Genomic DNA, 24,949 nt, shown 5'->3' on the forward strand with positions numbered 1-24,949 from the left:
CGCCTTATGGGTTCTCAAAGTCGCACGGGGGAGGGGTGACCTACGGCAGCGGCTGCTCCGCCCAGATCACCTTGCCCGCCGGGGTGTAGCGGGTGCCCCAGCGCTCGGAGAGCTGCGCGACGAGGAACAGACCGCGCCCGCCCTCGTCCGTCATGGCCGCGTACCGCAGATGCGGGGAGGTGTTGCTGCTGTCGTAGACCTCGCAGATCAGCGTCCGGTCGCGCAGCACCCGCACCCGGATGGGGTCGCCGCCGTAGCGGATCGCGTTGGTGACCAGCTCGCTCAGGATCAGCTCCGTGGTGAACGCCAGGTCGTCCAGGTCCCAGTGGGCCAACTGGCGGCTGACCGAGGAGCGCACCTTGGAGACGGCCGCCGGGTCGGACGGCACCTGCCACTCGGCGATCCGGTCGGCGGGCAGCGCCCGGGTCCGGGCGACCAGCAGGGCGATGTCGTCACCGGGCCGGTCCGGGAGCCGGGCGTCCAGCACGGTCCGGCAGGTCTCCTCGGGGGAGTCCCCCGCCCGCGACAGGGCCGCCCGCAGCAGTTCGAGGCCCTCGTCGATGTCCCGGTCCCGGTCCTCGACCAGCCCGTCCGTGTACAGCACCAGCCGGCTGCCCTCCGCCAGCTCCAGCTCGGCCGTCTCGAAGGGCAGTCCGCCCAGCCCCAGCGGGGGACCGGCGGGCACGTCGGGGAAGTCGACCGTGCCGTCCGGCCGGATCACCGCGGGCGGCGGATGGCCCGCCCGGGCGACCGTGCAGCGCCGCGAGACCGGGTCGTAGACGGCGTACAGACAGGTCGCGCCGGTCACCGGCGCGGTGCCGCCCTCCGCCTCCTCGTCCTGGTCGATCCGGGCGACCAACTCGTCCAGCAGCGCGAGCAGTTCGTCCGGCGGCAGGTCCAGCGCGGAGAAGTTGTGCACGGCGGTCCGCAGCCGCCCCATGGTGGCCGCCGCGTGCAGCCCGTGCCCGACGACGTCCCCCACGACCAGGGCGACCCGGGCGCCGGACAGCGGCAGGACGTCGAACCAGTCGCCACCGACCCCGGCCTGGGCGGGCAGATAGCGGTAGGCGATCTCCAGCGAGTTCTGCTGGGGCAGGGTGCGCGGCAGCAGACTGCGCTGCAGGGTCACCGCCATGCTGTGCTCGCGGGTGTAGCGGCGGGCGTTGTCGATGGAGACCGCGGCCCGCGCGACCAGCTCCTCGGCGAGCTCCAGCTCCTCCGCGTCGAAGGGCTCCGGCTTCAGCGACCGCCAGAAGCTCACCACCCCCAGCACCAGCGATCCGGCGCGCAACGGCACCGCGATCAGCGAGTGGATGCCGTACTCCACGACCTGCGCCGAGCGCTCCAGGTCCTGTGCCTGCCAGCCGGGCGCCTCGGCGAGCACCGGCTCCAGCACCGGCCGTCCGTCGCGCAGACAGCGGCCCTGCGGCGACGACTCCACGAACGCGATCCGCTCGCCCACCGGGTACAGCGGCGCGTCCTTGCGGATCCCGCTGAGGGCCGTGCGCCGCAACGGGCTCACCGTCTCCGGCTGGCCGCCGCCGAGCACCGCGCCGGACAGGTCCACGGTGACGAAGTCCGCGAACCGCGGCACGGCCAGCTCGGCCAGCTCCTCGGCGGTGCGGGTGACGTCCAGGCTGGTGCCGATGCCCACCCCCGCGTCGTAGAGCATGCTCAGCCGCTCCCGGGCGGCCTCGGCACGCCCGGACAGGGCCCGCAGCTCGGTGGAGTCGCGCAGGGTGGCCACGCTGCCGTGCGGCCGGCCGCGCAGATGGGTCGGGCGCTGGTTCACGGCCAGCAGCCGGTCCTTGACCCGGAGCACCTCGTCCGTGGCCAGCCGGCCGGAGTCCAGCAGGTCCGCGGTGTCGGGAGCGAGCCCGAGGTCGGCCACCTGGCGGCCCTCGGCGTCGGGCGGCAGCTCCAGCAGGCGGTGCGCCTCGTCGTTGGCGAGCAGCAGCCGGCCCTCGTCGCCGACGATGATCACGCCCTCGCGGACGGAGTGCAGCACCGCGTCGTGATGTTCGTACATGCGGGTCATCTCGTGCGGGCCCAGGCCGTGTGTCTGGCGCAGCAGACGTCGGCTGACCAGTGCCGTACCGCCGGTGGCCAGGGCGAGCGCCGCCGCGGCCGCGCTCAGGACGAGCGGGAGCTGTCGGTCGGCGGTGCCGCCGACGGTCGCGGTCGTGATCCCGGCCGACACCAGGCCCACCACCGCGCCGTCGTCGTCCTCGATCGGTACGACGGCCTGCACGAGGGGGCCGATGGTGCCGGTGATCTCCTCGGTCACCACCTCGCCCCGGAGCGCGGGTTCGATGGTGCCGACGAACTTCTTGCCGATGCGGTCCGGCTTGGGGTGGCTGTAGCGGATGCCGTCGGTGTTCATCACGACGATGAAGTCCACCTCGGTCGCCTCCCGGGCCGCTTCCGCGCGGGGCTGGAACACCGACGAGGGGTCCGGATCGTCCAGGGCCTCACGGGTGCCGGGCGCGTTGGCGAAGGACTCGGCGACCGCGACCGACCGGTTGCGGGCCTCGCGCGTGCTGTCGTACCGGACCTGCAGCACCAGCGCCACCACCGCGGCGACGACCAGCAGCACCACGATGACGACCTGGAAGAGGAACACCTGGCCCGCCACACTGCGCGCGCTCAGCGGTGACCGCGGCCGGCTGCCGTGCGCGGTCCCGGGTCCTCCGGCGTCCCGCGCGCCGTCCGCGCGCACTGTGCGGGCGCGGCCGGGCGCACTGCGAGGGCGCGGACCGCTGCGGCGACCGAGGGACCTGGCACCGGATCGACCCGAGAGTCGGACCATGAGCCATGTCTACACTGCGCGACCCCCGGAGGCGAGAGGCGCCACCCGGTGACCGGCGGTCCCCGCTGCCCTCACGCGTCCCGCCGGGCCGTGAAGCGCCGGGTGGCGAGCAGCAGGGCGATGTCGTCGGGCCGGTCGGCGGTGTGCCGGGCCGTCGCGGTCAGCCGGTCGGCGAGCTTGGACAAGGACTGTCCGCCGGGCCCCCCGGCCAGCGCGCCGTTCTTGGCCAGGGCCACCCGGAGCGCGCCGATGCCGTCGTCGATGTCCCCGCCCGGCCGCTCCACCAGTCCATCGGTGTACAGGGCCAGTACGGCGCCGGGGTCCATCACCAGCCGGGTCACCGGATACCGGGCCTGCGGGTCCACGCCGAGCACGACTCCGCCGGGCAGGTCGAGGGCGTACGTACGGCCGTCCGGGCGCCGCAGCAGCGGCGGCAGATGCCCCGCCCGGGCCGCCAGGGCCACTCCGGTGGCGGGGTCGAGCCGGATGTAGCAGCAGCTCGCGAACTGCCCGGAGTCGATGTCGATGAGCAGCCGGTTGGTGCCGCTCAGCACCTCGTCCGGCGGCCGGTCGCCGAGCGCGAACGCCCGGACGGCCGTGCGCAGCTGGCCCATGGTGGCCGCCGCCTGCACCCCGTGTCCCTGCACGTCGCCGATGACCAGCGCCAGACCGTCCCCCGCGGCGACGACGTCGTACCAGTCGCCGCCGACCTCCATGCCCTGCGTCGCCGGCAGATACCGCCCGGTGGTCTCCACCAGCGGGTGAGCCGACAGCCGCCGGGGGAGCAGGGCCTGCTGCAGGCCGCGGGCGAGGGCCGCTTCGCTCTCGTAGCGCTGCGCCTTCTCCATCGCGTGCGCGATCAGTCCGGCCAGCGCGGTGAGCGCGGCCCGCTCCTCGGTGCTGAAACTGCGGGGCCGGTCGAAACCGAGGATGCAGGAGCCGACCGGCCGCCCGGAGGCGATCAGCGGCAGGAAGGCGCGGGCGCCCTCCGCGGCGTCCAGGGGGATGCCGGGGTAGGCGTCGGTGAGCTGCTGCATGGAGTCGAAGAACAGCGGGCGGCCGCTGGTCAGCGTCTCCACGCCGGGCACCCGGGCGTCCAGGCCGATCCCCTCGAAGCGGGCGAGGAAACCCTGCGGGAAGCCGCTTTCCCAGGCCAGATACAGATGCCGTTCCTGCAGCAGGTAGATCGCCAGCCGGCGCCCGCCGAACGCGGGCAGCAGCTCCCGCATGACCACCTCGGAGACCTGGCGGGCGGTGACCGCCTCGGTCAGCGCGATGGCCAGGACGATCGGCCGGTACAGCGGAGCCATCGACGGGTCGGCCGCGGGCTCGGCGTGCTCGCGGGAATCATCGGGCGGCGGCCCCGACGGTGCCTCGGCCACCCGGTGGGCCGGACGGACCGTGCAGGTCAGCAGGTCCCGCCCCGGATTGAGGGTCAGGGCCAGCCAGTCACCGTCGTACGCCTCGCCGGGCCGGGCCCCGGGCCGGGCGACGTGGCAGTGCAGCGGTTCCGGCGACAGCAGCGCCCCGCGCAGATGGTCCTCGCAGGCGGGCTGGGCCAGCCACGGCACGGCGTCCCACAGCAGCCGGCCGAGCAACTGCGGGCGGGGGAGTTCCAGCAGCTCGGCGGCGCGCGGATTGGCGTAGACGACGGTCCCCAGCCGGTCCAGCGCGAACACGCCCTCGGGCAGCAGATCGGCCGCCGCGTCGGCCGCGGCACCGGGTCCGGGATCGATGACGACGCCGTGCACGGCCCCCGGACCGGAGGCGTCCCCGGCCCCGCCGCAGGACTCCCAGAGCTCGACGAGCCGCAGGGACCCGTGCGCGCCGCGTACGTACAGCGCCAGTGGTGGCGGGCGGCCCGCCGCCGTGTCCCGCAGCGCGGCCAGCAGCGCCGGCGCGTCCTCGGGGGCCGCGGCCGAGGCGAAGGCCCGCTCGCTCTTCCCGCACTCCTCGGCGGCCGCGCCCAGCACGCCGCGCAGCCGGTCGTCCAGGGTCATGGCACCGGTCGTGGGATCCCAGGTGAAGGATCCGGCCCGGCGGGAGGCGTGCGGGGCGGGCGGGCGTACGCACCGGGGCTCGCCGTCCCACCACAGCGCGCTGTCCTCCACACCGCCCAGCTGCCAGGCCAGCTCCTCGGCCAGCTGCGCCAGGCGTTCGCGTTCGGGCAGCAGCTCGGTGGCGTCGGCCGCGGACGGACGCAGGACCGTCAGGACCCCGTAGGCCGCCGTATCCGTGGCGACCGGCACGTACAGCGAGCCGAACTGGAACGGCAGCCCGGCCGCGAACTGGGGATAGCGGCGCATCGTGTCCACGGCGTTGGCGAGCACCACCTCCACGCCCAGCCGGTGCGCGTCGGCGACCGGGAACGGGCTGTCGACGTGCAGCCGCCACCAGGGCCTGAAGAGCCGGCCGGGCAGTCCCGCGAGCACCGACATGCGCAGCAGCCCGGGCGTGCGGGAGCGCAGATAAACCCCGGCCGCGTGGCCGTCGGCCGCCCTGATCGCCTCGATCGAGGCGTCGATCAGCAACGACGTCGGCCGCCCGGGCGTCCGCTGTCCGTCCTCGGCGCTCCCAGTCATCGGCCCCTACCTGTCCGTGCGCCGTCCCACGGGGCGACACAGCAAGAATGCGCCACGAAGTACGCCCGGCGCACCCGGGCGGTACGAAGATCGTCGCGGAATTGCCCCGACTGCCGCGAAATGCGCGGGAAGAGAGGGCGCGCGGGGCCGGTGCAGAGGATCACGGTGAGCTGGAGGACGTCGCTGACGGTGTCCAGGCGGCCGGCGTCCACCCGGCCGGTGCGGTGGCCCTCGCGGCGGGCGTGAAGCGGCGGACGCGGATGCCGACGACCCCCGTACGGCGCGGGGCTCGCCCGTGTGGTCCTGGCCCGTCGCCTGGCAGGCTGTCCGCGGAGCGTGGGCTCGGCGTTGCTCGCCATGCACGCTGTCCGGGAGAGGTGGACTCCGTCTGCGCCCAACCGATCTGCTGCCAAGGAGAGTTACCCGTGCGCACCTCCCTCGTCCTGCTCTCGGCCCGACTGCTCGACCCCGTCACCGGCCGGTACCTGCCGCACACCGCGCTCGCCGCCACCGGCGGACGCATCACCGCTCTCGGCGACGACTCCGGGATCCGCGCGCTCGCGGACGCCTCCACCACGGTGATCGACCTGAAGGGCGCGGTCGTCACCCCCGGCCTGGTAGACGGTCACATCCACCCCGTCTCCGGCGCCGAACGCACCCACGGCCTGGACCTGTCCGGCTGCACGGACGTGCCGCAGGTGCGCGAAGCCCTGGCCCGCGCGGTACGCGAACTCGCCCCCGGCGCCTGGCTGCACGGCTGGGGCCTGGACCCCAACGTCTTCGCCGGGCACCCGGTCGAGACCGCCCCCTTCGACGCCGTACTCGACGGCGTGCCGGCCCTGTTGCTCCTCTTCGACGCGCACTCCACGCTGGCCAGCCGACGCGCGCTGGAACTCGCCGGCGTCGACGGGCCGCGCACCTTCGACCAGGCCACCGCCGAGGTGGTGTGCGACGCCGACGGCTGCCCCACCGGACTGCTGCTGGAGGACGCCGCCTGCGAACTGGTCGAGCGCGTCGCCCCGCGGCCCAGCCGGCAGGAGCGCCGCGACCGGCTGGCCGCCGCGCTGCGCGCCATGTCGGCCGCGGGCCTGACCGGCGGCCATGTGATGGACGCGGGCGGCGACAGCCTCGCCTTCTACGGCGAACTCGACGCGGCCGGGGAACTGCCGCTGCGGCTGCGCGTCGCCCCGTGGTGCCGGCCGGGCACCGACGCCGACGGAGTGCGCGCCCTGATCGCGGGGCAGGGCCAGGGCGGCCGGCTGTGGCGGACCGCGGGCGTGAAGATCTTCATGGACGGCACGATCGACAACGGCACCGCCTGGCTGGAACAGCCCGACTGCCACGGCGAGTCCCGGCAGGCCTTCTGGCCGGACCCCGAGGAGTACACGCGCGTGGTCGGTCAACTCCACCGTGCGGGGGTGCCGGTGGCGACCCACGCCATCGGGGACGCGGCCGTACGGCATGTGCTTGACGCTGTGGAGAAGGCGCGGGGCGGGGGCGGGCCTACGGGCCCGGTCGCGGCCGGGGCCCCGGTGCGGCACCGCGTCGAGCACATCGAGACCGTGCCCGACGACACCCTGCGCCGGTTCGCCGAACTGGGCGTCGTCGCCTCCATGCAGCCCACCCACTGCTGCGACTTCACTCGCGCCGACCACACCGACAACTGGTCCCTCCGCCTGGGCGAGGAGCGCGCCGCACGCGCCTGGCGGTGCCGCGACCTGTACGACTCCGGAGCCGTGGTCGTCCTCGGCTCCGACTGGCCCATCGCGCCCTACCCGCCGCTCGGCGTCATGGCGGGCGCCCGCCACCGCCGCCCGACCCGCGACCTGACCCGGCCGCCGCACGGCCCGGACCAGGTACTCACCGCCCTGCAAGCACTCCAGGGCATGACCGTCAACGCCGCCTGGGCGGCAGGCGAGGAGCACCACGCCGGGCGCATCCAGGTCGGCCACCGCGCCGACCTGACCGTCCTCCCCGACGACCCGCTGACCACGAAGGCGACCGAACTCCCGGAACTTCCGGTCCTGTTGACCGTGGTCGACGGGAAGTCGACCCACCGGGACCCGAGCGTGTGACGGCCGCCGGCGACGCGGCTGTCGTTATCGCAGCGCCTGCGCGATCCGGTCGAAGACCGGGCCGAGCCGCCAGTAGGCGCTGTGCGACACCGGGAAGGGCTGGCGGCTGCGCACCTCGTGGTCGGTGACCCGGCTGTCGCCCGCGAAGACGGGCTCGGCGAGGTAGGCGAGCAGATCCTTGCGGTCGTAGATGTTGAGCCAGTGCGGGAAACCGGCGGGCAGCGCGGCCCCGGGCCCGAGACCGGCGAGGGCGCCCAGCTCGTGCAGGAAGGGGGCCTGCGAGCCGACGGTGACCAGGAGCCGTACGGGCAGCGGGGATTGGCGTACGGCGGCCAGGGCAAGGGTGTCCACCAGGGCGATGCCGCCGAGGCTGTGGCCGATCACGACCGGTGGCTCGGGGCTGCGGCCGATCACCTTCTCCAGATGGGTGCGCAGAGGCTCGCCGCGCGACTGGTAGCGCAGGATGTCGCCGATCTCGGAGGCCTTCCCATGGGTGAGGTCCCCGCGCCAGCGGTCGCGCGCGGCTTGGGTGGTCATGCGCTGCGCCAGCTTGAACAGCACGCCGAGGGTGGCGGTCACGACACCCCGGCCCGTGCCGCCGAGCCGGTCGCTGAGCAGGTCCACGAGCCGGTCCCGTTCGTCGCCGGTGCACAGCGTGGTGTCGCGGGCCTCGGCGAGCAGGACGGCGACGACGGCACGGCTGGTGAGGAGGGCGAGTTCGGCGGCGACCGCGTCGTCCTCGGCGGCGAGGCACGCGTCCTGGAACTCCTCGGAGTCCGACACGGTGTCCAGGGCGTACCGGTAGCCGTCGGCCAGCCCGGTCTCCCGGAGCAGTACGGCCAGTTCGCCGCCCGGATCGAGGTCGCGGGGCAGTCCCCGCAGCAGGTCGCCCACCCCCTCCCCGGCGGACCGCACCCCGGGCAGGCCGAACCCGCCGTCCTCGGCGCCGGTGCGGATCTCGGCGAGCACCCGGAGTTCGCAGAAGGGGTCGGTGAGGAGCAGCAGCCACTCGGCTGTCTCCGGGTCGTCGTCGATGTCCGCCGGAGTGAGGGGTTCGGTCCCGGGCACGGAGGCGCCGCCGGCACTGAGCGCGGCGCCGAACTCGTCCCCCCAGTAGCAGGGTTCGACCTCCGCCCCGGGGAACCTCTCCAGCAACCCCGTACTCACCTGCCGGAACAGCTCGTCGAACCGCTCCCGCCGGACACCGGTGCCGTGCACAAAGACGAACCGCATGCGTCCCCCGCCCCCAACGTGGCTGTGCGGTAGGAGAATAGTCCTCGCCGACGGCCCGTCGCAGCAGGACGGCAGGCCGACGGGTGACGCGGGGAGGTCGGTCAGGCCGTCGTCCTCATGGCGGCCAGCGGCACCTCGCACGCCGCGGAGTAGCCCTGTGACGTGATGCCGTGGGCCGTGTTGTTCCTGGTCGACATGTTGGCGAAGGCGATGATCGCGGTGAGTTCGACCATCGCCGCCGGGCCGAGCCGGTCCAGCAGGCCCGCGTACAGCTCGTCGGTGACCGTGGGCGGGGTGTTCGTCATGGCCTCGGCGTACTCCAGCACGTCCCGCTCCAGCGGCGTGAACACCTGCGACTCCCGCCACCGCGGCACCTGGCTCGCCTTGTCGAGGTCCAGGTTCCGGTGCAGTGCCTGGAAGTAGTTGATGTCGAGGCACCAGCTGCATCCGACCTGCGCCGCGACCGCCATGTGCGCGAACGTCTTGAGACTCTCGTCGGCGATGTCCCACGCGTTCGCCCTGGCCCCGAGCTCCGCGGCGTCCTCGGCGACCTTGGGCTGGTGCGCCGACACCTCCCACGGCTCGGGCACGGCCCCGAACTGCTCGACCAGACTCGCGCGAACTTCGGCGGGAAGGTCGGCCTTGGCAATGCGCAGCGTCATCATGTTCTCCTTGTACGTCTGCTTGCGTGACGTCATGGAGACACCGCCGGGCCTGGATTTGTGACATCGGTGGTTCGCCGGCGCTCACCGAGCGGCGTTCAAATTGTCTTGCTGGAAAGGCAGTTCGGATAGGGCAGCCGGGATCAGCGAGTGGTTTGGTACGGGTCTCGATGTGCGGACGACGGTGTCCGGGCGGGACATCATCACGGCGTGTGAGAAGCGCTGCGTGGCGGCCGGGATGCCCCGGTCGGCGGTCGCCACGTCGTACCAGGACGGCACGGTCTTCCAGGCCGGTACGCCACTGTTCCGCTCAAGGCGCCTACACGGCACGGCCGTTGGACTGTCGCCATGACCCGGGTCTGCGAGCGGGGCAGGTCCTGGGCGAAGACGTCGTGGAACTTGGCGGGGTCGATGTAGCCGTCCAGGCCGGGCCCCGCGCCGGGGATCGGGTAGGGACGCCCGACGAGCATGACGGGCCCGGGGATCGTGTCGATCACGCTGCGGACGTACGCCGAGTCCCCGGCCAGGTCCCGCAACGGGTTGGCCGGGGCGATCACCGGGAAGTCGGCCGAGGCCAGACCTTGGCGAAGCGTTCTTGATCCGGGCTGCCGATGCCGCGAAGCGACTCCGGAAGGGAGCTTGGCACGGGCGTCCACGGCCGTCTTTGCCGTGCGTGCCAGGCCCTGGTCCGTGGGTGCACGGCCTCCGCGATGTCAGCCGATGCGGTGCACCAGTTGGTCGGTCAGCTCGTACCGCGCCCCCACGACGGCGAGTTCACCGGCCGACACCTTGGCCGCGAGGTCCGGTTCCGCGGTGAGACGGTCGCGGACCAGTCGTATGTTGGCGTCGATCGTCGCGTCGGTGCGGGCGTCGCCCTCCTTGGTGTGGTCGATGGCCGGGGCGATCTGGTCGGCCAGGTACTGGATGTGCGCGGGCAGCTTCCCGCCGCTCTTCTCGGCCTCGACCGCAGCGCGTACGGCACCGCAGGACTGGTGCCCGAGCACCAGCACCAGCGGGATGCCGAGTTCGAGCACGCCGTACGCGACGCTGCCGAGCACGGCCTCGTCCAGGACCTCACCGCCGCTGCGGACGGTGAGCAGGTCCCCGGGGCCCTGGTCGAAGACGAGTTCCGGGGGGACGCGGGAGTCGATGCAGCCGAGCACCACCGCGAACGGGTGCTGCCCGGAGACCAGTTCCTGACGGATCGTGCGCGTCTCGTGCGGGTGCCTCTGCCGGAAGGCGCGCCAACGCGCGTTGCCCGCGGCGAGTTCACGCAGGGCCTCCTCGGGGGTGGCCGGCCGGGGCCGGTTCGGTGCGGCGGTCGCGGGGGTCGCGGTGCCGACGGCGAGGCCGGCGCCGAGGGCTGCGGCTCCGGTGAGTGCGCCGCGCAGCAGGGAGCGGCGGGCAGAATTGGGCTCGGCGGAGCGCGGGGCACCCGCAGGGGAATCTGAGTTCACGGACAGAACGTACGTCCGGAAGTGTGAACTGCTGCCTGACCTACGGAATCGTGGACGGGACGTGAACCGTCCATGGGGAAGTGTTGATGGGCTCTTGGGGAGAGCCATGAGGTGACTCTTGGGGCGAGCCTCTTGTCGAGGCGACAGGTGCTGGAAGGTCAGCTCAGGAGAGCGGCGGCGGCGATGGCGCGTGCGCAGTCCAGGGACTCGGTGCGGGTGGTGTCCACCTCCAGGTCGTAGACCACGCCCTCGTGCACCACGTCCGCCTGCGCCCCGGCCATCCCCGGCGTGCGATCCCCGCGTGCGATCTCCCGGCCCGCCGCGACGGCGGCATCGCAGCGGACGCCGACCCACAGCACCTCCACGCCGACCAGCGCCTTCCGCCACCGCTCCTGGGACGCCGCCCCGCCGAGGAAGACGTCGTCGACGATGATCCGGGCACCGGCGCGGGCCATCGCCGCGATGCCCTCCATCCAGGCCGCCTCGAGCGCCCTGAAGTCGGCCCCGACACTCACTCCGCCGTCCGCGGCGAACGTGATGCCCTCGTCCGAGGCCCGCATCCTCGCGGGCAGGGCGTCGACGAACCCGTCGACCCCGAACGCCAGCCACGGATCGGGCAGTACGGCCTGAAGGCAGCGCACGATCCCGGACTTCCCCGAGCTGGAGCCACCGTTGAGAATGATCAGCTGCGTCGTCACCGTGCCAGACTAGGGCGGCCGGCGCCTCACCACCCTGGGCCATGCGGGTAGCGACAGGCGGCGGTGCGGGAATGATCACGGCTCCAGGATTGGTTGACCCGTCACGCATGCCCGTCCGCCGACCAAGAAGGTGCACTCCGTGGCAACGACGCCGGCCCCTCCACGTGCCGCCCCACCCCGCCTGATCGCCACGGACCTCGACGGCACGCTGCTGCGCGGTGACGGCACGCTGTCCCCGCGCACCAAGGCCGCCTTGGCCGCGGTCGAACAGGCCGGAATCCGCGTCGTGCTGGTGACGGGACGTCCGTCACGATCGGTCCATGTGCTGCTGGAGACCGTCGGACCGCACTACGTCATCGCCGCCAACGGCGCCGCCGTACACGCTCCCGACGGATCCCTGGACCACCTCTCGCCGATCCCGCCCCGCGCGGCGGCACAGCTCGTGGCCCGCGTGCGCGCCGCGGTCCCCGGCGTCTCCTTCTCCGTCGAGTACGACCATGACTTCGGCCACGAGCCGGACTATCCGAGCTGGTCGTACGGCGAGGGCGCCGTCGAACTCGTCGGTACGGCGGAGGCCCTGGTGACCCGCACCCCGGCCAGACCCCTGCTGAAGATCCTCGCCCACCACCCGACACTCCCGCTCGACGACTTCTACGCGCGGGCACTGCACGCCGCCGGCACCAGTGCCGAGACCACCCACTCCACCGGCCTGTCGCTCGTGGAGTTCAGCGCATCCGGCGTCACCAAGGCGAGCACCCTGATCGAGTGGAGCGGCCGGCTCGGCATCGCGAGCGACGAGATCGCGGCGTTCGGCGACATGCCCAACGACCTGCCCATGCTCACCGCCGTGGGCCGCTCCTACGCGGTGGCCAACGCCCATCCGGAAGTCCTGGCCACCGCACGTCACCGCACCTCCTCCAACGACGAGGACGGCGTCGCCCGGATACTCGAAGGGTTCATCGACGCGCTCGTCCCGTGAAAGGGAACCCATGAACGCGGATGACCCCAAGAACGCGGATGACCCCACCGCCCCCCACGACCCCGACCGCTTCCCCGCCGGCCGCCCCTTGCTCATTCGCGGCGCCACCGTCGTGACCATGGACACCGGTCAGGGAATTCTGCCGGGCACCGACGTTCTGACAACAGACAACAAAATCAAGGCGGTTGGCCCGAACTTGTCCGCACCGCACGGCACCGCGGTCATCGAGGCGCACGGCGCGCTGCTGATCCCGGGCTTCGTCGACACCCACCGCCACATGTGGCAGTCGGCCCTGCGCGGACTCGGCGTCGACTGGACCCTGACGAACTACATGGACGCGCTGGGGCAGTTACTGCCGCACTTCCGGCCCGAGGACGTCTACGCAGGCAACCACCTCGGCATGGTCGAGGCGGTGGCGGACGGTGTCACCACCGTCGTGGACTGGTCCCACGGCTGTTCCACCCCCGCCCATGCCGACGCCGCGGTGGACGCGCTGATGTCCGTGCCCGGCCGGGCACGATGGGCGTACGGCCGTATCGGCCCCGATCTCGCCTGGGTCACCGACGGGGAGGCGGACCGGATCCGGGCGGCGCGGTTCCCCGGCGACGACCAACTGGTCACCATGCAGCTGGCGTTGGACCTGCCACCGGACCTGTCCGCCGCGGACGCGGCCCTGGCTCACGCGGCGAAGCAGGCGCTCCCCGTGACCACCCATGCGGGCGTCTTCGGCATCGTCGGCGACGCGGCCGTCACCCATCTCGCCCGCCAAGGCGCCCTGAGCCCCAGCACGACACTGGTCCACGCCGCCTCCCTGAGCGACGACTCCTACCGCCGAATCGCCGACAGCGGCGCCCACTTGTCCCTGTCGGCGGAGAGCGAGCTGAACGCGGGCCAGGGCTATCCGCCCACCGGGGCCGCCCGTCGCTTCGGTATTCCGCTCTCCTTGTCCATGGACACCGTGGTGTGGTGGAGCGGTGACATGTTCTCCGCGATGAGGTCGACGCTCAGCGCCGAACGCGGCCTGGTCTTCCTCCAGGCACACGCGCGCGGGGAGCAGGTGAGCAGCCATGACCTGCGCGCCGCCGACGTCCTGCGCTACGCGACCCTCGGCGGCGCCGAGGCCCTCGGCCTGGCCGACCGGATCGGCCGCATCACCCCCGGCAAGTGCGCCGACCTCGTCCTGCTCCGCGCGGACACCCCGTCGATGACGCCGCTGAACAACCCGGTGGGACACCTGGTCTTCCAGGCCGGACGGGGAGACATCGACACGGTCGTCGTCAACGGCCGTGTGCTCAAGCACCGCGGGAAGCTGATCGGCGTCGACCTCGCCCACGCCCGCCGACAGGCCGAGGCCTCGCGCGACCACCTGCGGGACGCGGTAGGGGAAGCGGCATGGCACCACCTCGTCCATCCGCCTGCCGCTAAAGGCTGACCGCCACCCGCAGCGGCGCCCGGAACGACAGCAGCCCCAGCATCGGGCCGTCCGCGACCGGGCGCGCCCCCGGCAGGCGGCGGGCCGCCGCGGCAAGGGCCACCGCCGCCTCCGTACGCGCCAGAGAAGCGCCCGGGCAGCGGTGGCGGCCGACGCCGAAGGCCAGGTGGCGGCGGATGTTCCCCCGGTGCGGGCACATCCGCTCCGGACCGTCGAAGACCTCCGGGTCCGATCCGCTGCCCAGGAGCATCAGGAGCAGCTGCGCCCCCTCCGGCAGGTCCACTCCGCCCAGCTCGACCGGACGCGCGGTGACCCTGCGCCAGGTGGTCACCGGCGGCTCCCGCCGCAGCACCTCCTCCACCCAACCTTGCGCCAGGCCCTCCTCGGACGCGACGCGGGCCCACATCCCGGGCTCGGTGAGCGCATGGCGCAGCACGGTGGCGATGAGCTGGCCCGTGGTGGACTGCCCGGCGATGAAGACGAAGAAGCACGCGGCGACGGCGGTCGGCACGTCGAGCCGTTCACCGTCGGGCAGGCGGTGGTCGGTCAGTGCCCGGACGAAGGAGCCGGGCCGGGCCGCCCCGCTCGCCACCGTCTCGGTCAGCCAACGGTGGAACTCGCCGACCAGCTCCGCCAGTTCGAGCTGACGCTCCGGAGCGGGGCGGCCCCAGAACAGCTCCAGGGAGGCGTCGCTCCAGCGGATCAGCGTCGCCGTCGGGACGCCCTCGATGCCGAGCAGCTCCATCAGTACCCGGCACGGCAGCACTTGGGCGAAGGAAGTGAACAGATCGCAGCTGCCCGAGGAGCCCGAGGAGGGGCAGGGCAGGGCGTCGAGCAGGTCGTCGGCGATGCGCTCGATCACCGGCACGGCGGCGGCCACGCGCTGCGCGTTGAAGAACCGGGTGACCACCCGGCGCAGTCCCGGATGGCTGGCGGTGCCGTTGTTCGCCAGGGCGGGCGGGAGGTTGAAGCCCGCCCGGGCGAGCACCCGGAGCACGCCGAACGGCAGGGGGGTGACGGCGTGCTGGGCGTTGTCCGGCAGGAAGTCGTCCGGGGTGAGCAGGACATGGCGTACGTCCCGGTAGCGGCTGACCAGCCACAGCCCGGTACCGGCGTCGAAGTGCACCGGCGCCTCGGCCCGCAACGACTGCAGCCACGGGTACGGGTCGCGGGTGAAGTCGTCGCCGAACAGGTCCAGCGCATCGAGTACGGGGGCGGATGCGCCCGGAGCCGGGGAAGTCACGGCCGGGACGCTAACACGCGCCCGCCTGCCCGCCGCGCCGGTGTGCGCGGCATCACTCAGGGCCTGGGCGCAGCCCCGCGGGCCGGCGCGGTGCGGCGGATGCGAAGCCTGCGGTCACCGCGCCGGGCAACACCGAGCCCCTGACGATCACGGGCTTCAGGCTGACGGCGGACGAGCAGCACGCCTGACCGACGTATCCGAAGGGCGGCAGCGGTTCCTGGATCTCTCCCAGGCGCTCGAATGGGAGAAGAGCCGAATGGCGCATCACATCGCCCGGATGGCAAGCGGGGCCTGGTGACCCGGGAGGAGTGCCCGGAGGACGGGCACGGCGCGTTCGTGGTGATCACTCCGGCCGGCCGCGAGGCCATCGAGGCGACCGCCCCGCTCCACGTCGAGGCGGTGCGCGCGCTGTTCCTCGACCACGTCACCCCGGCGGAGCTGAGGACGCTGGCGCGGATCTCCGAGCCGGTCGTGGCACACCTCGACGAGGGACCGGCGTGGGGGTGGCCGCCACAAGGACCGAACACCCGGTCTCAAGTACCGAGCAGCCGGTCTCAAGGACTGAACAAGGGGGAGACGGAAGCCGGCGCGGACCGTCCTGCTCGGCGGGGCCCTGCCGAACGCCACCATCACGCCGCGCCGGAACCCGCCCCGCTACTGACCGGCGCACCGCGGACCCCGCCGCGCCCTCGACCGCCGTACCACCCGGAACCCGCCGCGCCCCTGACCGCCGTACCACCGGAATACGACTGCCCGGACCGACGTTGGCGCACATGGTTGATGTATCAACCACCGATGCGAGGACTGAGGACATGACGACCGAGCGTTTCAACGAGTACGCCGCCCACGACGGAGTCGCGCCCGACCGCTGGGCCAGCGCCCTGCACCTGTTCGACAACGGCGTCGGCGTCCCGCGCGAGGAGACGGTTCTCGAGCGCTGGGAGCGGGCTCAACTCCTCTTCGAGGCCAAGGACTACATCGGCGCGGCCCGCCTCCTCGCCGATGTCGTCGAGGAGGTCCCGGAGCAGACCGGCCCCCGCCTCCTGCTGGCCCGCGCCTACTACCACTCCGCCCAACTGGGGCGCGCGGAGGAGCAGTTGCGCCGGATCATCGACCGCGACCCGGTCGAGCACTACGCCCACCTGATGCTGGGCCGCACCCTGGAACGCCAGGGCCGTCGCGAGGAGGCGGCGCCCTGGCTGCGGATGGCGGCCGCGTTCGCGGGCGAACTGCCCGCGGAGGACTGAGCTACCTACTGGTCGCGCTCGTGCGGTCCGCCGGTGTGCGCGAGCGCGCCGGCGGTTCGGCAGCCGACGATGGCCGGGGCCTCCTGGACCAGGCCGTCGTCGGTCAGCGCCTCGACCATGAACAGGGCGAAGTCCACCCGGCGGGTCAGGTTGCCGGCCAGCACCGGATCCCCCACATGCCTGCTCCACACGGGCAGCCCCTGGCTCTCCCCCTCCTCCAGGGAACTGCCGCGCACCACGGTCCACCGGGTGTCGCTGGCGAAGATCCGCCGGCAGGCCTCGACCTGGTCGTCGAGCTCGACGGCACGGACGAGCTTGGCCAGGACGGCGACGATCCGTACCCCGGCCCTGAACAGCCATGAGTACCGGTCCTTGCCGTCGCGCGTGATGTGCCAGCCGCAGGAGAACACCAGCCGCGCGCCCGGCCGGGCATGATCGAGCACCGCCTGGGCCGTCCCGGACGAGTACTGCCGCACCCCCCAGGGCACCAGCACCGTCAGCACCCCGTCGCACCCGGCGACCGCCTTCCGGATCACCTCGCGGTCGTCCGTCGGCCCGGGCGCGACGGTGATCCGCCCCTCGAACTCGGCCAGCTTCGGCACACTGCCCTCACGGCAGACGCCGACCACCTCGTAGCCGCGTTCCAGCGCGTGCCGGACCATGTACCGCCCGAGCTTCCCGGAAGCTCCGACGATGCAGACCTTCCTCATCCGATCCGTGCCCATGGCGCAGCCCCTTCGCCGGTCTCGCCTTACGTTGTAAGAAAGGTAGCCTTATGCCGTAAGGCAGTCAATGGAGGAGGGGCGGATGCCCAAGGCGGGCAAGGCGGACAAGGACGGCGGGCGCGTCCCGCTCAGCCGGGAGCGAGTGATCCGTACGGCCGTGGCGGTGGCGGACGAGAAGGGCTCGGCCGCGCTCACCATGCGGGCCATCGCCGAACCCCTGTGCGTCGAGGCGATGTCGCTCTACCACCATGTGAAGGGCCGGGAGGACATCCTCGACGGCATGGTGGACGCGGTGTTCGCCGAGATCGACCTGCCGCCGCGCGACACGGACTGGAAGAGCGGAATGCGGCACCGCGCCCTCTCGGCCCGCGCCGCCCTCAAGCGCCACCCGTGGGCCATCGGCCTGATGGACTCCCGCTCCCGGCCCGGCCCGGCGACCCTGCGCCACCACGACGCCGTCATCGGAGCGCTGCGCGCCGGAGGCCTCTCCGTCCCGATGACGGCGCACGCCGTCTCCCTGATCGACAGCTACTTGTACGGCTTCGTGCTCCAGGAGCTGAGCCTGCCGTTCACGGGCGAGGGCGACCTGGAAGAGGTGGCGGGCGCCATCCTGAGCGACATGCCCGCCGACGCCTATCCCCACCTCACGGAACTCGCCACGGAGTACGTCCTCAAGCCCGGCTACGACTACGCCGACGAGTTCACTTACGGGCTCGACCTGATCCTCGACGCCCTTGGCGCATCAGGGCACCGGAGCCCGCACAGCTGACGCGGCTACACGGCGCCGAGATACGGGCCCTGCGCGATCCTCCGGTCCCGCAGGGCCGTCAGCCGCACGGCGAAGAACAGGGCGGCACCCGCCGCCACGATCCCCAGGGCGTCGCAGACCAGGTACAGCCGGACCGCGTCACGCAACTCCGCGAGGTCGTCGGCCCGGTCGAACCGCAGGGCGGCGTACCGGCTGAACAGGACGTGGGAGACGAACAGGCCCCACCACAGGTTCACCGGCCACAGCGGCGCACGGTACGCCTGCCCGTCGGTCGGCAGCGGCGAAGCGGCTCCCCACATGTCGAAGGCGACGCGATACGGCATCCAGAAGTGCGCGATCGGGATGAACCAGGCTCCGATCGCCCAGCCCGCGCCATGGCGGAACCGGTCCGGCGCCAGTCGGCCGGTGGCGCGCCGCATGCCGAAGAACCAGGCCAGGAACCCGAGGGCGCAGACCAGGTAGGCCCCGCCCTGGAACCTCCCGGCCCGCTCGTACAGCGACAACGCGGAGTGGAGTTCCGCCTGCGGGGCGGTGAGGAAGCCGGGGTCGCCGTCGATGACGCCGTACAGCTCCACCCCCGCGAACACGGCGAACCCGGCGCTGAGGGCCGTCCCCGCGAGCAGCACCGACAGCGTGATGAGCATCCCGTGCGAAGGGTGTGCGGCCCGCTGGGGGAGCGGGGCATGCGGACGCGGACTGTCGAACAAGGTCATGACGTGCGGCCCCCGCGAGGAAAAGAACAGGTGATGCCCCGCGGAAGATCGCGTGCGGAGGCACGATACAGCCGCCGCCGTCGGCGTGGGGCGGAAAATCCGCGGACGTATATTTCAGGTGTCGCAAGCGCGCGGAGGCACTGATGGGCATACGGGACCGGATCGCCGACGAGCTGAAAGCGACCGTGCACGGCGGTGATCTCAAGCTGGAGCGCTATGCGGGGCCGCCCGGTGATCCCGGGCTGTTCGGTATTGCCCCGGACAGCCCCGCCTGGCGGGTGCACGGGCATCCGGCCGGGATGCTCACCGGCGGTTTCGCCGCGCTGATGCTCCAGTCACTGCATCCGCTGGCGATGGCCGGCGTCGACCAGCACTCGGACTTCCGCACCGACCCCGTCGGCCGCCTCACCCGCACCGCGCGGTTCATCACCACCACCACCTTCGGCTCACAGCAGGCGGCGCGGCAAGTGATCGACGTCGTACGGCGGATCCACACGCAGGTGCACGGGACGGCACCCGACGGGCGGTCCTACCGCGCGGACGACCCGGCGCTGCTGACCTGGGTGCACACCGCCGAGGTGTACAGCTTCCTGACGGGCTACCAGGTGTACGCCAAGCCCAGGGACCGTCTCGCTCCGGCCGAACGCGACATCTACTTCGCGCAGGTCGCCCCCGTCGCGGAGGCGCTGGGCGCGGAGCGCGTACCGCGCACGGCACGCGACGTCACGCGCTACCTGGCCGGTATGCGGCCCGAACTCCACGCGAATCCGGCCGCGTTGGAGGCCATGGGGTTCCTGCGAGGCTTCGGCCGCAATCGGCGGGAACGGCTGGTCGCGGGCGTGTTGATGAATGCCTCGCTGGGGCTGCTCCCGAGCTGGGCACGGGCCGAACTCGGCATCCGGCGGCCCGCCTTGGCACGCGCTGCTGTGGACCGGCCGCTGGCCACCGCGGTCGGCCGGGGCCTGGTGTGGGCATGCGGCCCGTCCCCGATCCAGGAGGCGGCCCGAACCCGTCTGACAGCCACGGCGAACAGCTGAACGGCGGCGGGAGTCCGCACCTTCGCCGCCGCCAGCCCACAGCTCGTGCAGCCATCCGGCCAGACCCTCCAGCCCCGCCGGAGCGATTGGCCGCAGCCCACCGGCCCCACCCCGACGCCGGTCTCAGAAGCGAGCGCGGCGTTCCGCCGCGGCATGCCACCATCCCGGCGGAGACGGCCCTACGGCCGTGGAGGAGGGCTGCTCGGGATGGAGCCCCAGCTTTCGCAGCGCGTCGGCGCGGACGCTCACCTCGAACGCACCCCACCAGTGGCCGTCTTCTCCGATACCGCAGGCCAGACTCCACCGGATCCGGTCCGGCCCGAAGGGCATCCAGTCGATACCCCGCTCACGCAGTCAACCGCGGAGGGCCGCCATCGGGTGGGGGCGTTCCGGCAGGTTGGCATACGAAGCGATGGCGATCCACTCGCCTGCGCCCTTGGTGCTCTCCATGACACCCATCATGCCGGGATCCGCTCGGCTACTCTCGGCGCAACCGATGATCACACAAGAAACGATCACCACTCAAGGGACGTCTTCGCATGCATACGCCAGCCGAATCAGCCATCCGGATCGGCGTCCTCGCTCCGCTGACCCGGCCGGGCTGGAGCGAGGCGGGCCAACATCTGCTCGCTGGAATGGAGTTGGCCGTCGGGGAGGTCAATGACGCCGGCGGCGTCGGCGGAAGAGCCGTGGAACTGCTGGTCCGGGACACCGCTGCCGATCCGCGGAGAGCCGTGGCGGCCGTGGAGGAACTGGCCGGCCTGGGAGTCGCCGCCCTGGCGGGGGAGTATCACAGCGTCGTCGCCCGAGCCGCCGCGACCACGGCCGACGCCCTGGGCCTGCCGTTCCTCTGCACGTCCTCCGTGCTCGACGCGCTCACCGAGCAACCCACGGAGTGGGTCGCGCGCCTGTCCCCGCCGCAGTCCCGCGGCTGGCGGACCTACGCCGACTTCCTCCTCGGCGCGGGACACCGTCGTATCGCCGTAACGACCCAGCCGAGCCTCTACTGGGCCACCGGCACTCGCATTCTGCGGGACCATCTCGCCGCACGCGGCGGCTCCGTCACCGAGTTCGACATGAACACACTCACGCCCGCCGCGGTCTGCGACGAACTCGCCGGGACCGGTGCGACAGCCCTCCTCCTGCTGGTCGGCCACCCGGAACCGGCCGTACCCCTCGTCCAGGCCGTCCGCCGGGACCAGCGCCTCGGCCAGGTCCTGATCGGCGCCCCGGCCGGGCAGCCGGAGTTCGCCGAATGGGCGACGCTGCTGGGCGAGGACGGCGCCGGGGTCCCCTTCCTGCGCTATCTGCCCGAGCACCTCACCCCCCTCGGTACGCGCGTCGAGAGGGCCCTGCACGAGAGGTTGGCCCCAGCGCCCTCCTTCGTCGCCTTCGAGGGCTACGACACGATCGCCGTCCTCGCCGAGATCCTGCGTTCGCACGGCACCGACAGGAAGCGGATCGCCGAGGCCTGGCCGAGCGTCACGGTCGAGGGCACCCGCGGGCGGATCGAGTTCTCCCGTACGGCGGACATCGGCGTGTGGCAGTGGGCCCGCCCGCCGATCCAGGTCGTGGACCGGGACCCGGCGCGACCGGATCGCTTCCGCGTCCTGCACACCGGTTGCGACACCCCGTGCCCGAAAAGCTGAACCGGTGGGCATGCGACGGGTGTTCGGACGTAGGTTGTGCGGTGAAAGATCCACGCCTTGGTTGAAGGACGGCCCCGACTCATGAATGACCCTGTGACGATGCCCGAACCGGCGGAGCATCAGAAGATCGACACGTCCGTTCCGCACTCGGCCCGGATCTGGAACTACTGGCTGGGCGGCAAGGACAACTACCCCGTCGACGAAGAGGCCGGCGACGCGTACACCGCCGTCTTCCCCGGCATCGTCAGCATCGCCCGGTCCAGCCGCGCCTTCCTGCGCCGCAACATCACGTACCTCGTCTCCGAGGCGGGCATCCGGCAGTTCCTGGACATCGGCACCGGCCTGCCGACCGCCCAGAACACCCACGAGGTGGCCCAGCAACTCGCCCCCGAGTCACGGATCGTGTACGTCGACAACGACCCGATGGTCCTCGCGCACGCCCGCGCCCTGCTGTACTCCACCCGCGAGGGCGCGACCGCCTACATCGACGCCAATGTGACGGACCCCGACCGCATCCTCGAAGCCGCCGCCGCGACGCTGGACTTCGACCGCCCCACCGGGCTCATCCTCAGTAACATCCTCGGCCACGTCGCCGATTACGACCAGGCCCGCTCCCTGGTCACCCGGCTGATGGACGCCCTGCCCCCGGGCAGTCACCTCTCCATCAACGACGGCTCGCGCGGCATCGACCCGGCCTTCGAGCAGGCCCAGGACGCCTACAACAACAGTGGCGCCGTCCCGTACAACCTGCGCAGCGTCGAGGAGATCACCGGCTTCTTCGACGGCCTGGAGCTCATCGACCCCGGCGTCGTCCCGGTCACGCAGTGGCGCCCGGAGCCCGGCGCTCCCGCCCCGGAGGTCATCGCCGAGCACGGCGGTCTCGCCCGGAAGCCGTAACGGCGCATCGGGGCATCAGCAGGTGGCGCCAGGGTTCACCCCTGGCGCCCATGATCCCGATTCAGCCGTACGAGGGATGGGCGGGGCCCAGCGCATCCCGCTTCACTGGAGGTGACAGTTTTCACCGGCCTGATCGGGAGAGACGGGACCTGTGACCCTGATGGCCCAGATCGATCCCTCCGGCCCCGCGGCAGCGGCCCAGTTGGCGTGCCTGCGACCCGTCGGGGGCAAGAACCTTCGAGGTGAACCGGTCTCCCCCCGGCATGGCGTGGGCGGGACGAACCGGCGCGCGTGGACCGGGACAGCCACCGCCCCACCGAGATCGGAGGACTGACCATGGCCGCTCCCCTCACAGCAGACCGGCTGGTCGCGGCACTGCGTGCCGAAGGCTGCGCCGTCCGTGAAGTCGGTGGCTGGCGGACCAACAACCGTAACCACGTGGGACCTTGGGGGCCGGTGCACGGCGTGATGATCCACCACACCGTGACCGGGCCGAGCACGGACGTCGTGGGCCTGATCTTCCACGGTCACAGCGCTTTGCCCGGCCCGCTGGCCACCGGCTGCATCACCAAGGACGGCACCGTCCACCTCACCGGCAACGGCCGGGCCAACCACGCCGGTGGCGGCGACCCCGACGTACTCGCCGCCGTGATGAACGAGTCGTACGGCGCCCGCCCGCCCGCCACCGACGAGCACCAGGGCAGCGCGGGCGCCGTGGACGGCAACAGCCGCTTCTACGGCTGGGAATGCGAGAACGAGGGAGACGGCCGGGACCCGTGGCCGCGTGCCCAGTACGTCGCCATGGTCAAGGCCACCGCGGGGATCTGCCGTGCGCACGGCTGGAGCGCGAAGAGCGCGATCGGCCATCTGGAATGGTCGGACCAGAAGCCCGACCCCCGCGGCTTCGACATGAAGGACTTCCGCAGCGACCTCGCCGTATGCCTGGGCCTGCCGGCCGGCGTATGGGAAGGAGATGACGACCCCATGCCCCAGTACGTCAACCTCGGCCTGGCGGAGCCGTACCGACTGGCGCCGGGCGCCTGGGACTCGGTCGAGCTGACCGCCGAGTGGACCGATGAACCGGGCGGCCACGGCGAGGGCGGCAGCGTCTTCGTCCGGGGCCCGGCCCGCTTCACCGGCTCCCTGAGCCTGCGCTTCGACGGCCTGCCCGACAGGTGCGTGGTCCAGGCCCGGATGTCGGAGTTCCAGGGCGCGGAGCATCGCACGGACCACCCCATCGCCGAAATCGTGGGGACCGGGGGTGACACGTTCGCCGTGGTGCCGCTGACCAAGCGCCTGGCGTCCGGCCGGAGCATGCGCGTGCGGCTCCTCAACCAGGCCGACGTGCCGATCACCGTGACCAGCGCGGTCGTCTCCGTACTCGTCTGGAAGGAAGGCTGACCCGGGCGGACCGAGCCGTCGGCGCCGCGCGATGTCTCAGGCCCGGATGGGCCGTTCGGCGTGCCCTGCCTCGTCCGCCCGGACGACGGGGGGAGCCATCCGAGGCGAACAAGCCCCGCATCGGAATTCGGCAGACCCTCGCCCCGTCGGCGGGCTACTGTACGGACCCAGTGTGCTACGCACGGTCAGTCGAGGAGGCGTCCTGTGCCATCCCCCTGCGACCCCCAGTACGCTCCCGTCGGCGATGTGGACGCCGCGCTCATGATGGTCGACTCCCGCCTCAGAGCCATCTACAGCGCCAAGACCTCGACCGACGCCGAACAGCAGGAACTGACCGACCAGTTCGCGGCGTCCTTGGGTCCCGGCGGGGTCGCCGACCTGCTGGACGGAGCCTGCACCCTCATCTACATGTACATGCAGTGGCTGCGGCGGGCGTACGAGGAGCACGGCAAGGACGTCATCGAGCGGGTCGTGCCCAACCTCGTCGCCTCGATGCGCATGATGCCCAGGAGCATCCGCCCCGAGGCCATCCCCACCATGGCCGGCCTGATCGTCGCCGCCGGCACAGGGCTGAGCCCCAACCTGTGGCGCAAGCGGTACGGGGAATGGACCGAGGACGAGATGAACCCCCTCGAAGCCACCGCCTTCCTGCTCGCGGAGCACATCAACCGCCTCACCGACGACCGTGACTTCGCCACCCGCCTGATCACCGAAGCGCTGTCCCGGGCGGACGAACGCTGACGACTCCTCGCCCGGGTGCGCGGCCCGGCGCCTGAACGTTCCGCCCTCGACCGGCGTCGTAGCAGCAGGAACCGTGTCGAAGGGACCGTCGCCATGAAGCCCGCATTCCCGCGCGCCGCCCGTACCGCCTCAACCGCCGTCCTGGCGGGGGCCCTGCTGACCATCACGGCCGCCTGCGGAACGGACGACGAGAACAACGGCCAAGCCGCACCGGCCCGAGCGGCCTGGGAAGAGCCCGCCGCGTACGCCTACACGCTGGAGTCGACGCAGGGCGAGCGCTCACTGCTCGGCAAGTATCGGGTGACGGTCCGGGACGGTGCCGTGACCAAGGCGGTCGGCCTCGACGACAGCGCACGACGCCTGGTCGCCCGTTCTCCGGAGCAAGTTCCCACCCTCGGTGCTCTGCTGGCCGAACTGAACCAGGCCCGAGAGGAGAACGCGGACAAGGCGGAAGCCGAGTACGCGGCCGACGGCCATCCGGAACGGATCACCATCGACCGGCTGGAGAACGCGATCGACGACGAGGCCCTGTACGTCATCAGCGACTACGACGTGCCCGGCGCCGGTCCCTCTTCCTGAAGCCGCCCCGCACAGCTAATC

At 72.3% G+C, this 24,949-nt stretch carries 20 protein-coding genes and 1 pseudogene; 12 read left to right on the forward strand and 9 right to left on the reverse strand.

The window, feature by feature from the left end:
* Positions 1 to 40 precede the first annotated feature (40 nt).
* Complete coding sequence (locus ACWD11_RS16805) at positions 41 to 2,809, reverse strand: SpoIIE family protein phosphatase (RefSeq protein ID WP_389417218.1); 2,769 nt, start codon at positions 2,807 to 2,809, stop codon at positions 41 to 43.
* 71 nt (positions 2,810 to 2,880) lie between these two features.
* A complete protein-coding gene (locus tag ACWD11_RS16810; RefSeq protein ID WP_451283701.1) occupies positions 2,881 to 5,391 on the reverse strand; it encodes a SpoIIE family protein phosphatase in 2,511 nt (836 codons plus the stop codon).
* A gap of 425 nt (positions 5,392 to 5,816) precedes the next feature.
* Between ACWD11_RS16810 and ACWD11_RS16815 the strand changes: the two genes are divergently transcribed.
* Entirely contained in the window at positions 5,817 to 7,466 is a 1,650-nt protein-coding gene (locus ACWD11_RS16815; RefSeq protein ID WP_451283703.1) for an amidohydrolase, read from the forward strand.
* A gap of 24 nt (positions 7,467 to 7,490) precedes the next feature.
* On the opposite strand, the gene ACWD11_RS16820 is transcribed toward ACWD11_RS16815, so the two are convergent.
* From ACWD11_RS16820 to cpt, 4 genes are all read right to left on the reverse strand, one after another.
* Positions 7,491 to 8,699, reverse strand: coding sequence for a hypothetical protein (locus tag ACWD11_RS16820; RefSeq protein ID WP_451283705.1), 1,209 nt, complete (start codon positions 8,697 to 8,699; stop codon positions 7,491 to 7,493).
* A gap of 101 nt (positions 8,700 to 8,800) precedes the next feature.
* Positions 8,801 to 9,361, reverse strand: a complete 561-nt coding sequence (locus tag ACWD11_RS16825; RefSeq protein WP_389417472.1) for a carboxymuconolactone decarboxylase family protein — start codon at positions 9,359 to 9,361, stop codon at positions 8,801 to 8,803.
* 713 nt (positions 9,362 to 10,074) lie between these two features.
* Positions 10,075 to 10,818, reverse strand: coding sequence for a carbonic anhydrase (locus ACWD11_RS16830; protein ID WP_389417223.1), 744 nt, complete (start codon positions 10,816 to 10,818; stop codon positions 10,075 to 10,077).
* A gap of 158 nt (positions 10,819 to 10,976) precedes the next feature.
* Positions 10,977 to 11,516, reverse strand: coding sequence for a chloramphenicol phosphotransferase CPT (gene cpt, locus ACWD11_RS16835; protein WP_451283706.1), 540 nt, complete (start codon positions 11,514 to 11,516; stop codon positions 10,977 to 10,979).
* A 139-nt stretch (positions 11,517 to 11,655) separates the two neighbouring features.
* Here cpt and ACWD11_RS16840 point away from each other — a divergent pair, with 139 nt between their 5' ends.
* Both ACWD11_RS16840 and ACWD11_RS16845 read left to right on the forward strand, forming a co-directional pair.
* Entirely contained in the window at positions 11,656 to 12,495 is an 840-nt protein-coding gene (locus tag ACWD11_RS16840) for an HAD family hydrolase (protein WP_451283708.1), read from the forward strand.
* A 10-nt stretch (positions 12,496 to 12,505) separates the two neighbouring features.
* Positions 12,506 to 13,927 (forward strand): amidohydrolase family protein, encoded by a 1,422-nt coding sequence (locus ACWD11_RS16845; protein ID WP_451283710.1) that lies wholly within the window; start codon positions 12,506 to 12,508, stop codon positions 13,925 to 13,927.
* Here the strand turns inward: ACWD11_RS16845 and ACWD11_RS16850 are convergent.
* The gene (locus ACWD11_RS16850) at positions 13,917 to 15,170 is read right to left on the reverse strand and encodes a cytochrome P450 (protein WP_451283712.1); all 1,254 of its coding nucleotides are present in this window, start codon (positions 15,168 to 15,170) and stop codon (positions 13,917 to 13,919) included. The genes ACWD11_RS16845 and ACWD11_RS16850 overlap by 11 nt on opposite strands.
* A gap of 25 nt (positions 15,171 to 15,195) precedes the next feature.
* On the opposite strand from ACWD11_RS16850, the pseudogene ACWD11_RS16855 reads away from it, so the two are divergent.
* A pseudogene (locus ACWD11_RS16855) lies at positions 15,196 to 15,665 on the forward strand (MarR family winged helix-turn-helix transcriptional regulator); the annotation flags it as partial.
* Positions 15,666 to 15,982: 317 nt separating this feature from the next.
* Positions 15,983 to 16,417, forward strand: coding sequence for a tetratricopeptide repeat protein (locus tag ACWD11_RS16860; RefSeq protein WP_389417228.1), 435 nt, complete (start codon positions 15,983 to 15,985; stop codon positions 16,415 to 16,417).
* Between the two features lie 5 nt (positions 16,418 to 16,422).
* Here ACWD11_RS16860 and ACWD11_RS16865 read toward each other — a convergent pair whose 3' ends face one another.
* Positions 16,423 to 17,142 carry an NAD(P)-dependent oxidoreductase gene (locus ACWD11_RS16865; RefSeq protein ID WP_451283714.1) on the reverse strand — a complete coding sequence of 240 codons (720 nt, stop codon included), beginning with the start codon at positions 17,140 to 17,142 and terminating at the stop codon, positions 16,423 to 16,425.
* An 82-nt stretch (positions 17,143 to 17,224) separates the two neighbouring features.
* On the opposite strand from ACWD11_RS16865, the gene ACWD11_RS16870 reads away from it, so the two are divergent.
* On the forward strand, positions 17,225 to 17,911 hold the full coding sequence (locus ACWD11_RS16870; RefSeq protein WP_451283716.1) for a TetR/AcrR family transcriptional regulator C-terminal domain-containing protein: 687 nt from the start codon (positions 17,225 to 17,227) through the stop codon (positions 17,909 to 17,911).
* A 5-nt stretch (positions 17,912 to 17,916) separates the two neighbouring features.
* Here ACWD11_RS16870 and ACWD11_RS16875 read toward each other — a convergent pair whose 3' ends face one another.
* Complete coding sequence (locus ACWD11_RS16875; RefSeq protein WP_451283718.1) at positions 17,917 to 18,555, reverse strand: DUF4328 domain-containing protein; 639 nt, start codon at positions 18,553 to 18,555, stop codon at positions 17,917 to 17,919.
* 212 nt (positions 18,556 to 18,767) lie between these two features.
* On the opposite strand from ACWD11_RS16875, the gene ACWD11_RS16880 reads away from it, so the two are divergent.
* The 6 genes from ACWD11_RS16880 to ACWD11_RS16905 all read left to right on the forward strand — a co-directional run bounded on the left by ACWD11_RS16880 (position 18,768) and on the right by ACWD11_RS16905 (position 24,928).
* On the forward strand, positions 18,768 to 19,661 hold the full coding sequence (locus ACWD11_RS16880) for an oxygenase MpaB family protein (RefSeq protein WP_451283719.1): 894 nt from the start codon (positions 18,768 to 18,770) through the stop codon (positions 19,659 to 19,661).
* A gap of 539 nt (positions 19,662 to 20,200) precedes the next feature.
* Entirely contained in the window at positions 20,201 to 21,310 is a 1,110-nt protein-coding gene (locus ACWD11_RS16885) for an ABC transporter substrate-binding protein (protein WP_451283721.1), read from the forward strand.
* Between the two features lie 81 nt (positions 21,311 to 21,391).
* A complete protein-coding gene (locus ACWD11_RS16890) occupies positions 21,392 to 22,207 on the forward strand; it encodes an SAM-dependent methyltransferase (RefSeq protein ID WP_451283723.1) in 816 nt (271 codons plus the stop codon).
* 336 nt (positions 22,208 to 22,543) lie between these two features.
* Positions 22,544 to 23,608, forward strand: a complete 1,065-nt coding sequence (locus ACWD11_RS16895) for a peptidoglycan recognition protein family protein (protein WP_389417235.1) — start codon at positions 22,544 to 22,546, stop codon at positions 23,606 to 23,608.
* Positions 23,609 to 23,812: 204 nt separating this feature from the next.
* A complete protein-coding gene (locus ACWD11_RS16900) occupies positions 23,813 to 24,349 on the forward strand; it encodes a hypothetical protein (RefSeq protein ID WP_389417236.1) in 537 nt (178 codons plus the stop codon).
* Positions 24,350 to 24,442: 93 nt separating this feature from the next.
* Positions 24,443 to 24,928 carry a DUF6174 domain-containing protein gene (locus ACWD11_RS16905; RefSeq protein WP_451283725.1) on the forward strand — a complete coding sequence of 162 codons (486 nt, stop codon included), beginning with the start codon at positions 24,443 to 24,445 and terminating at the stop codon, positions 24,926 to 24,928.
* Positions 24,929 to 24,949 lie beyond the last annotated feature (21 nt).

The sequence above is a fragment of the Streptomyces sp. NPDC002776 genome (assembly GCF_053592195.1).

What these genes read in the sequence shown, in the direction of transcription:
- ACWD11_RS16805 (WP_389417218.1), bottom strand. Translation starts at nt 2,809, where the DNA reads ATGGTCCGACTCTCGGGTCGATCCGGTGCCAGGTCCCTCGGTCGCCGC.
- ACWD11_RS16810 (WP_451283701.1), bottom strand. Translation starts at nt 5,391, where the DNA reads ATGACTGGGAGCGCCGAGGACGGACAGCGGACGCCCGGGCGGCCGACG.
- ACWD11_RS16820 (WP_451283705.1), bottom strand. Translation starts at nt 8,699, where the DNA reads ATGCGGTTCGTCTTTGTGCACGGCACCGGTGTCCGGCGGGAGCGGTTC.
- ACWD11_RS16825 (WP_389417472.1), bottom strand. Translation starts at nt 9,361, where the DNA reads ATGACGCTGCGCATTGCCAAGGCCGACCTTCCCGCCGAAGTTCGCGCG.
- ACWD11_RS16845 (WP_451283710.1), top strand. Translation starts at nt 12,506, where the DNA reads ATGAACGCGGATGACCCCAAGAACGCGGATGACCCCACCGCCCCCCAC.
- ACWD11_RS16860 (WP_389417228.1), top strand. Translation starts at nt 15,983, where the DNA reads ATGACGACCGAGCGTTTCAACGAGTACGCCGCCCACGACGGAGTCGCG.
- ACWD11_RS16865 (WP_451283714.1), bottom strand. Translation starts at nt 17,142, where the DNA reads ATGGGCACGGATCGGATGAGGAAGGTCTGCATCGTCGGAGCTTCCGGG.
- ACWD11_RS16870 (WP_451283716.1), top strand. Translation starts at nt 17,225, where the DNA reads ATGCCCAAGGCGGGCAAGGCGGACAAGGACGGCGGGCGCGTCCCGCTC.
- ACWD11_RS16875 (WP_451283718.1), bottom strand. Translation starts at nt 18,555, where the DNA reads ATGCTCATCACGCTGTCGGTGCTGCTCGCGGGGACGGCCCTCAGCGCC.
- ACWD11_RS16880 (WP_451283719.1), top strand. Translation starts at nt 18,768, where the DNA reads ATGGGCATACGGGACCGGATCGCCGACGAGCTGAAAGCGACCGTGCAC.
- ACWD11_RS16885 (WP_451283721.1), top strand. Translation starts at nt 20,201, where the DNA reads ATGCATACGCCAGCCGAATCAGCCATCCGGATCGGCGTCCTCGCTCCG.
- ACWD11_RS16890 (WP_451283723.1), top strand. Translation starts at nt 21,392, where the DNA reads ATGAATGACCCTGTGACGATGCCCGAACCGGCGGAGCATCAGAAGATC.
- ACWD11_RS16895 (WP_389417235.1), top strand. Translation starts at nt 22,544, where the DNA reads ATGGCCGCTCCCCTCACAGCAGACCGGCTGGTCGCGGCACTGCGTGCC.
- ACWD11_RS16905 (WP_451283725.1), top strand. Translation starts at nt 24,443, where the DNA reads ATGAAGCCCGCATTCCCGCGCGCCGCCCGTACCGCCTCAACCGCCGTC.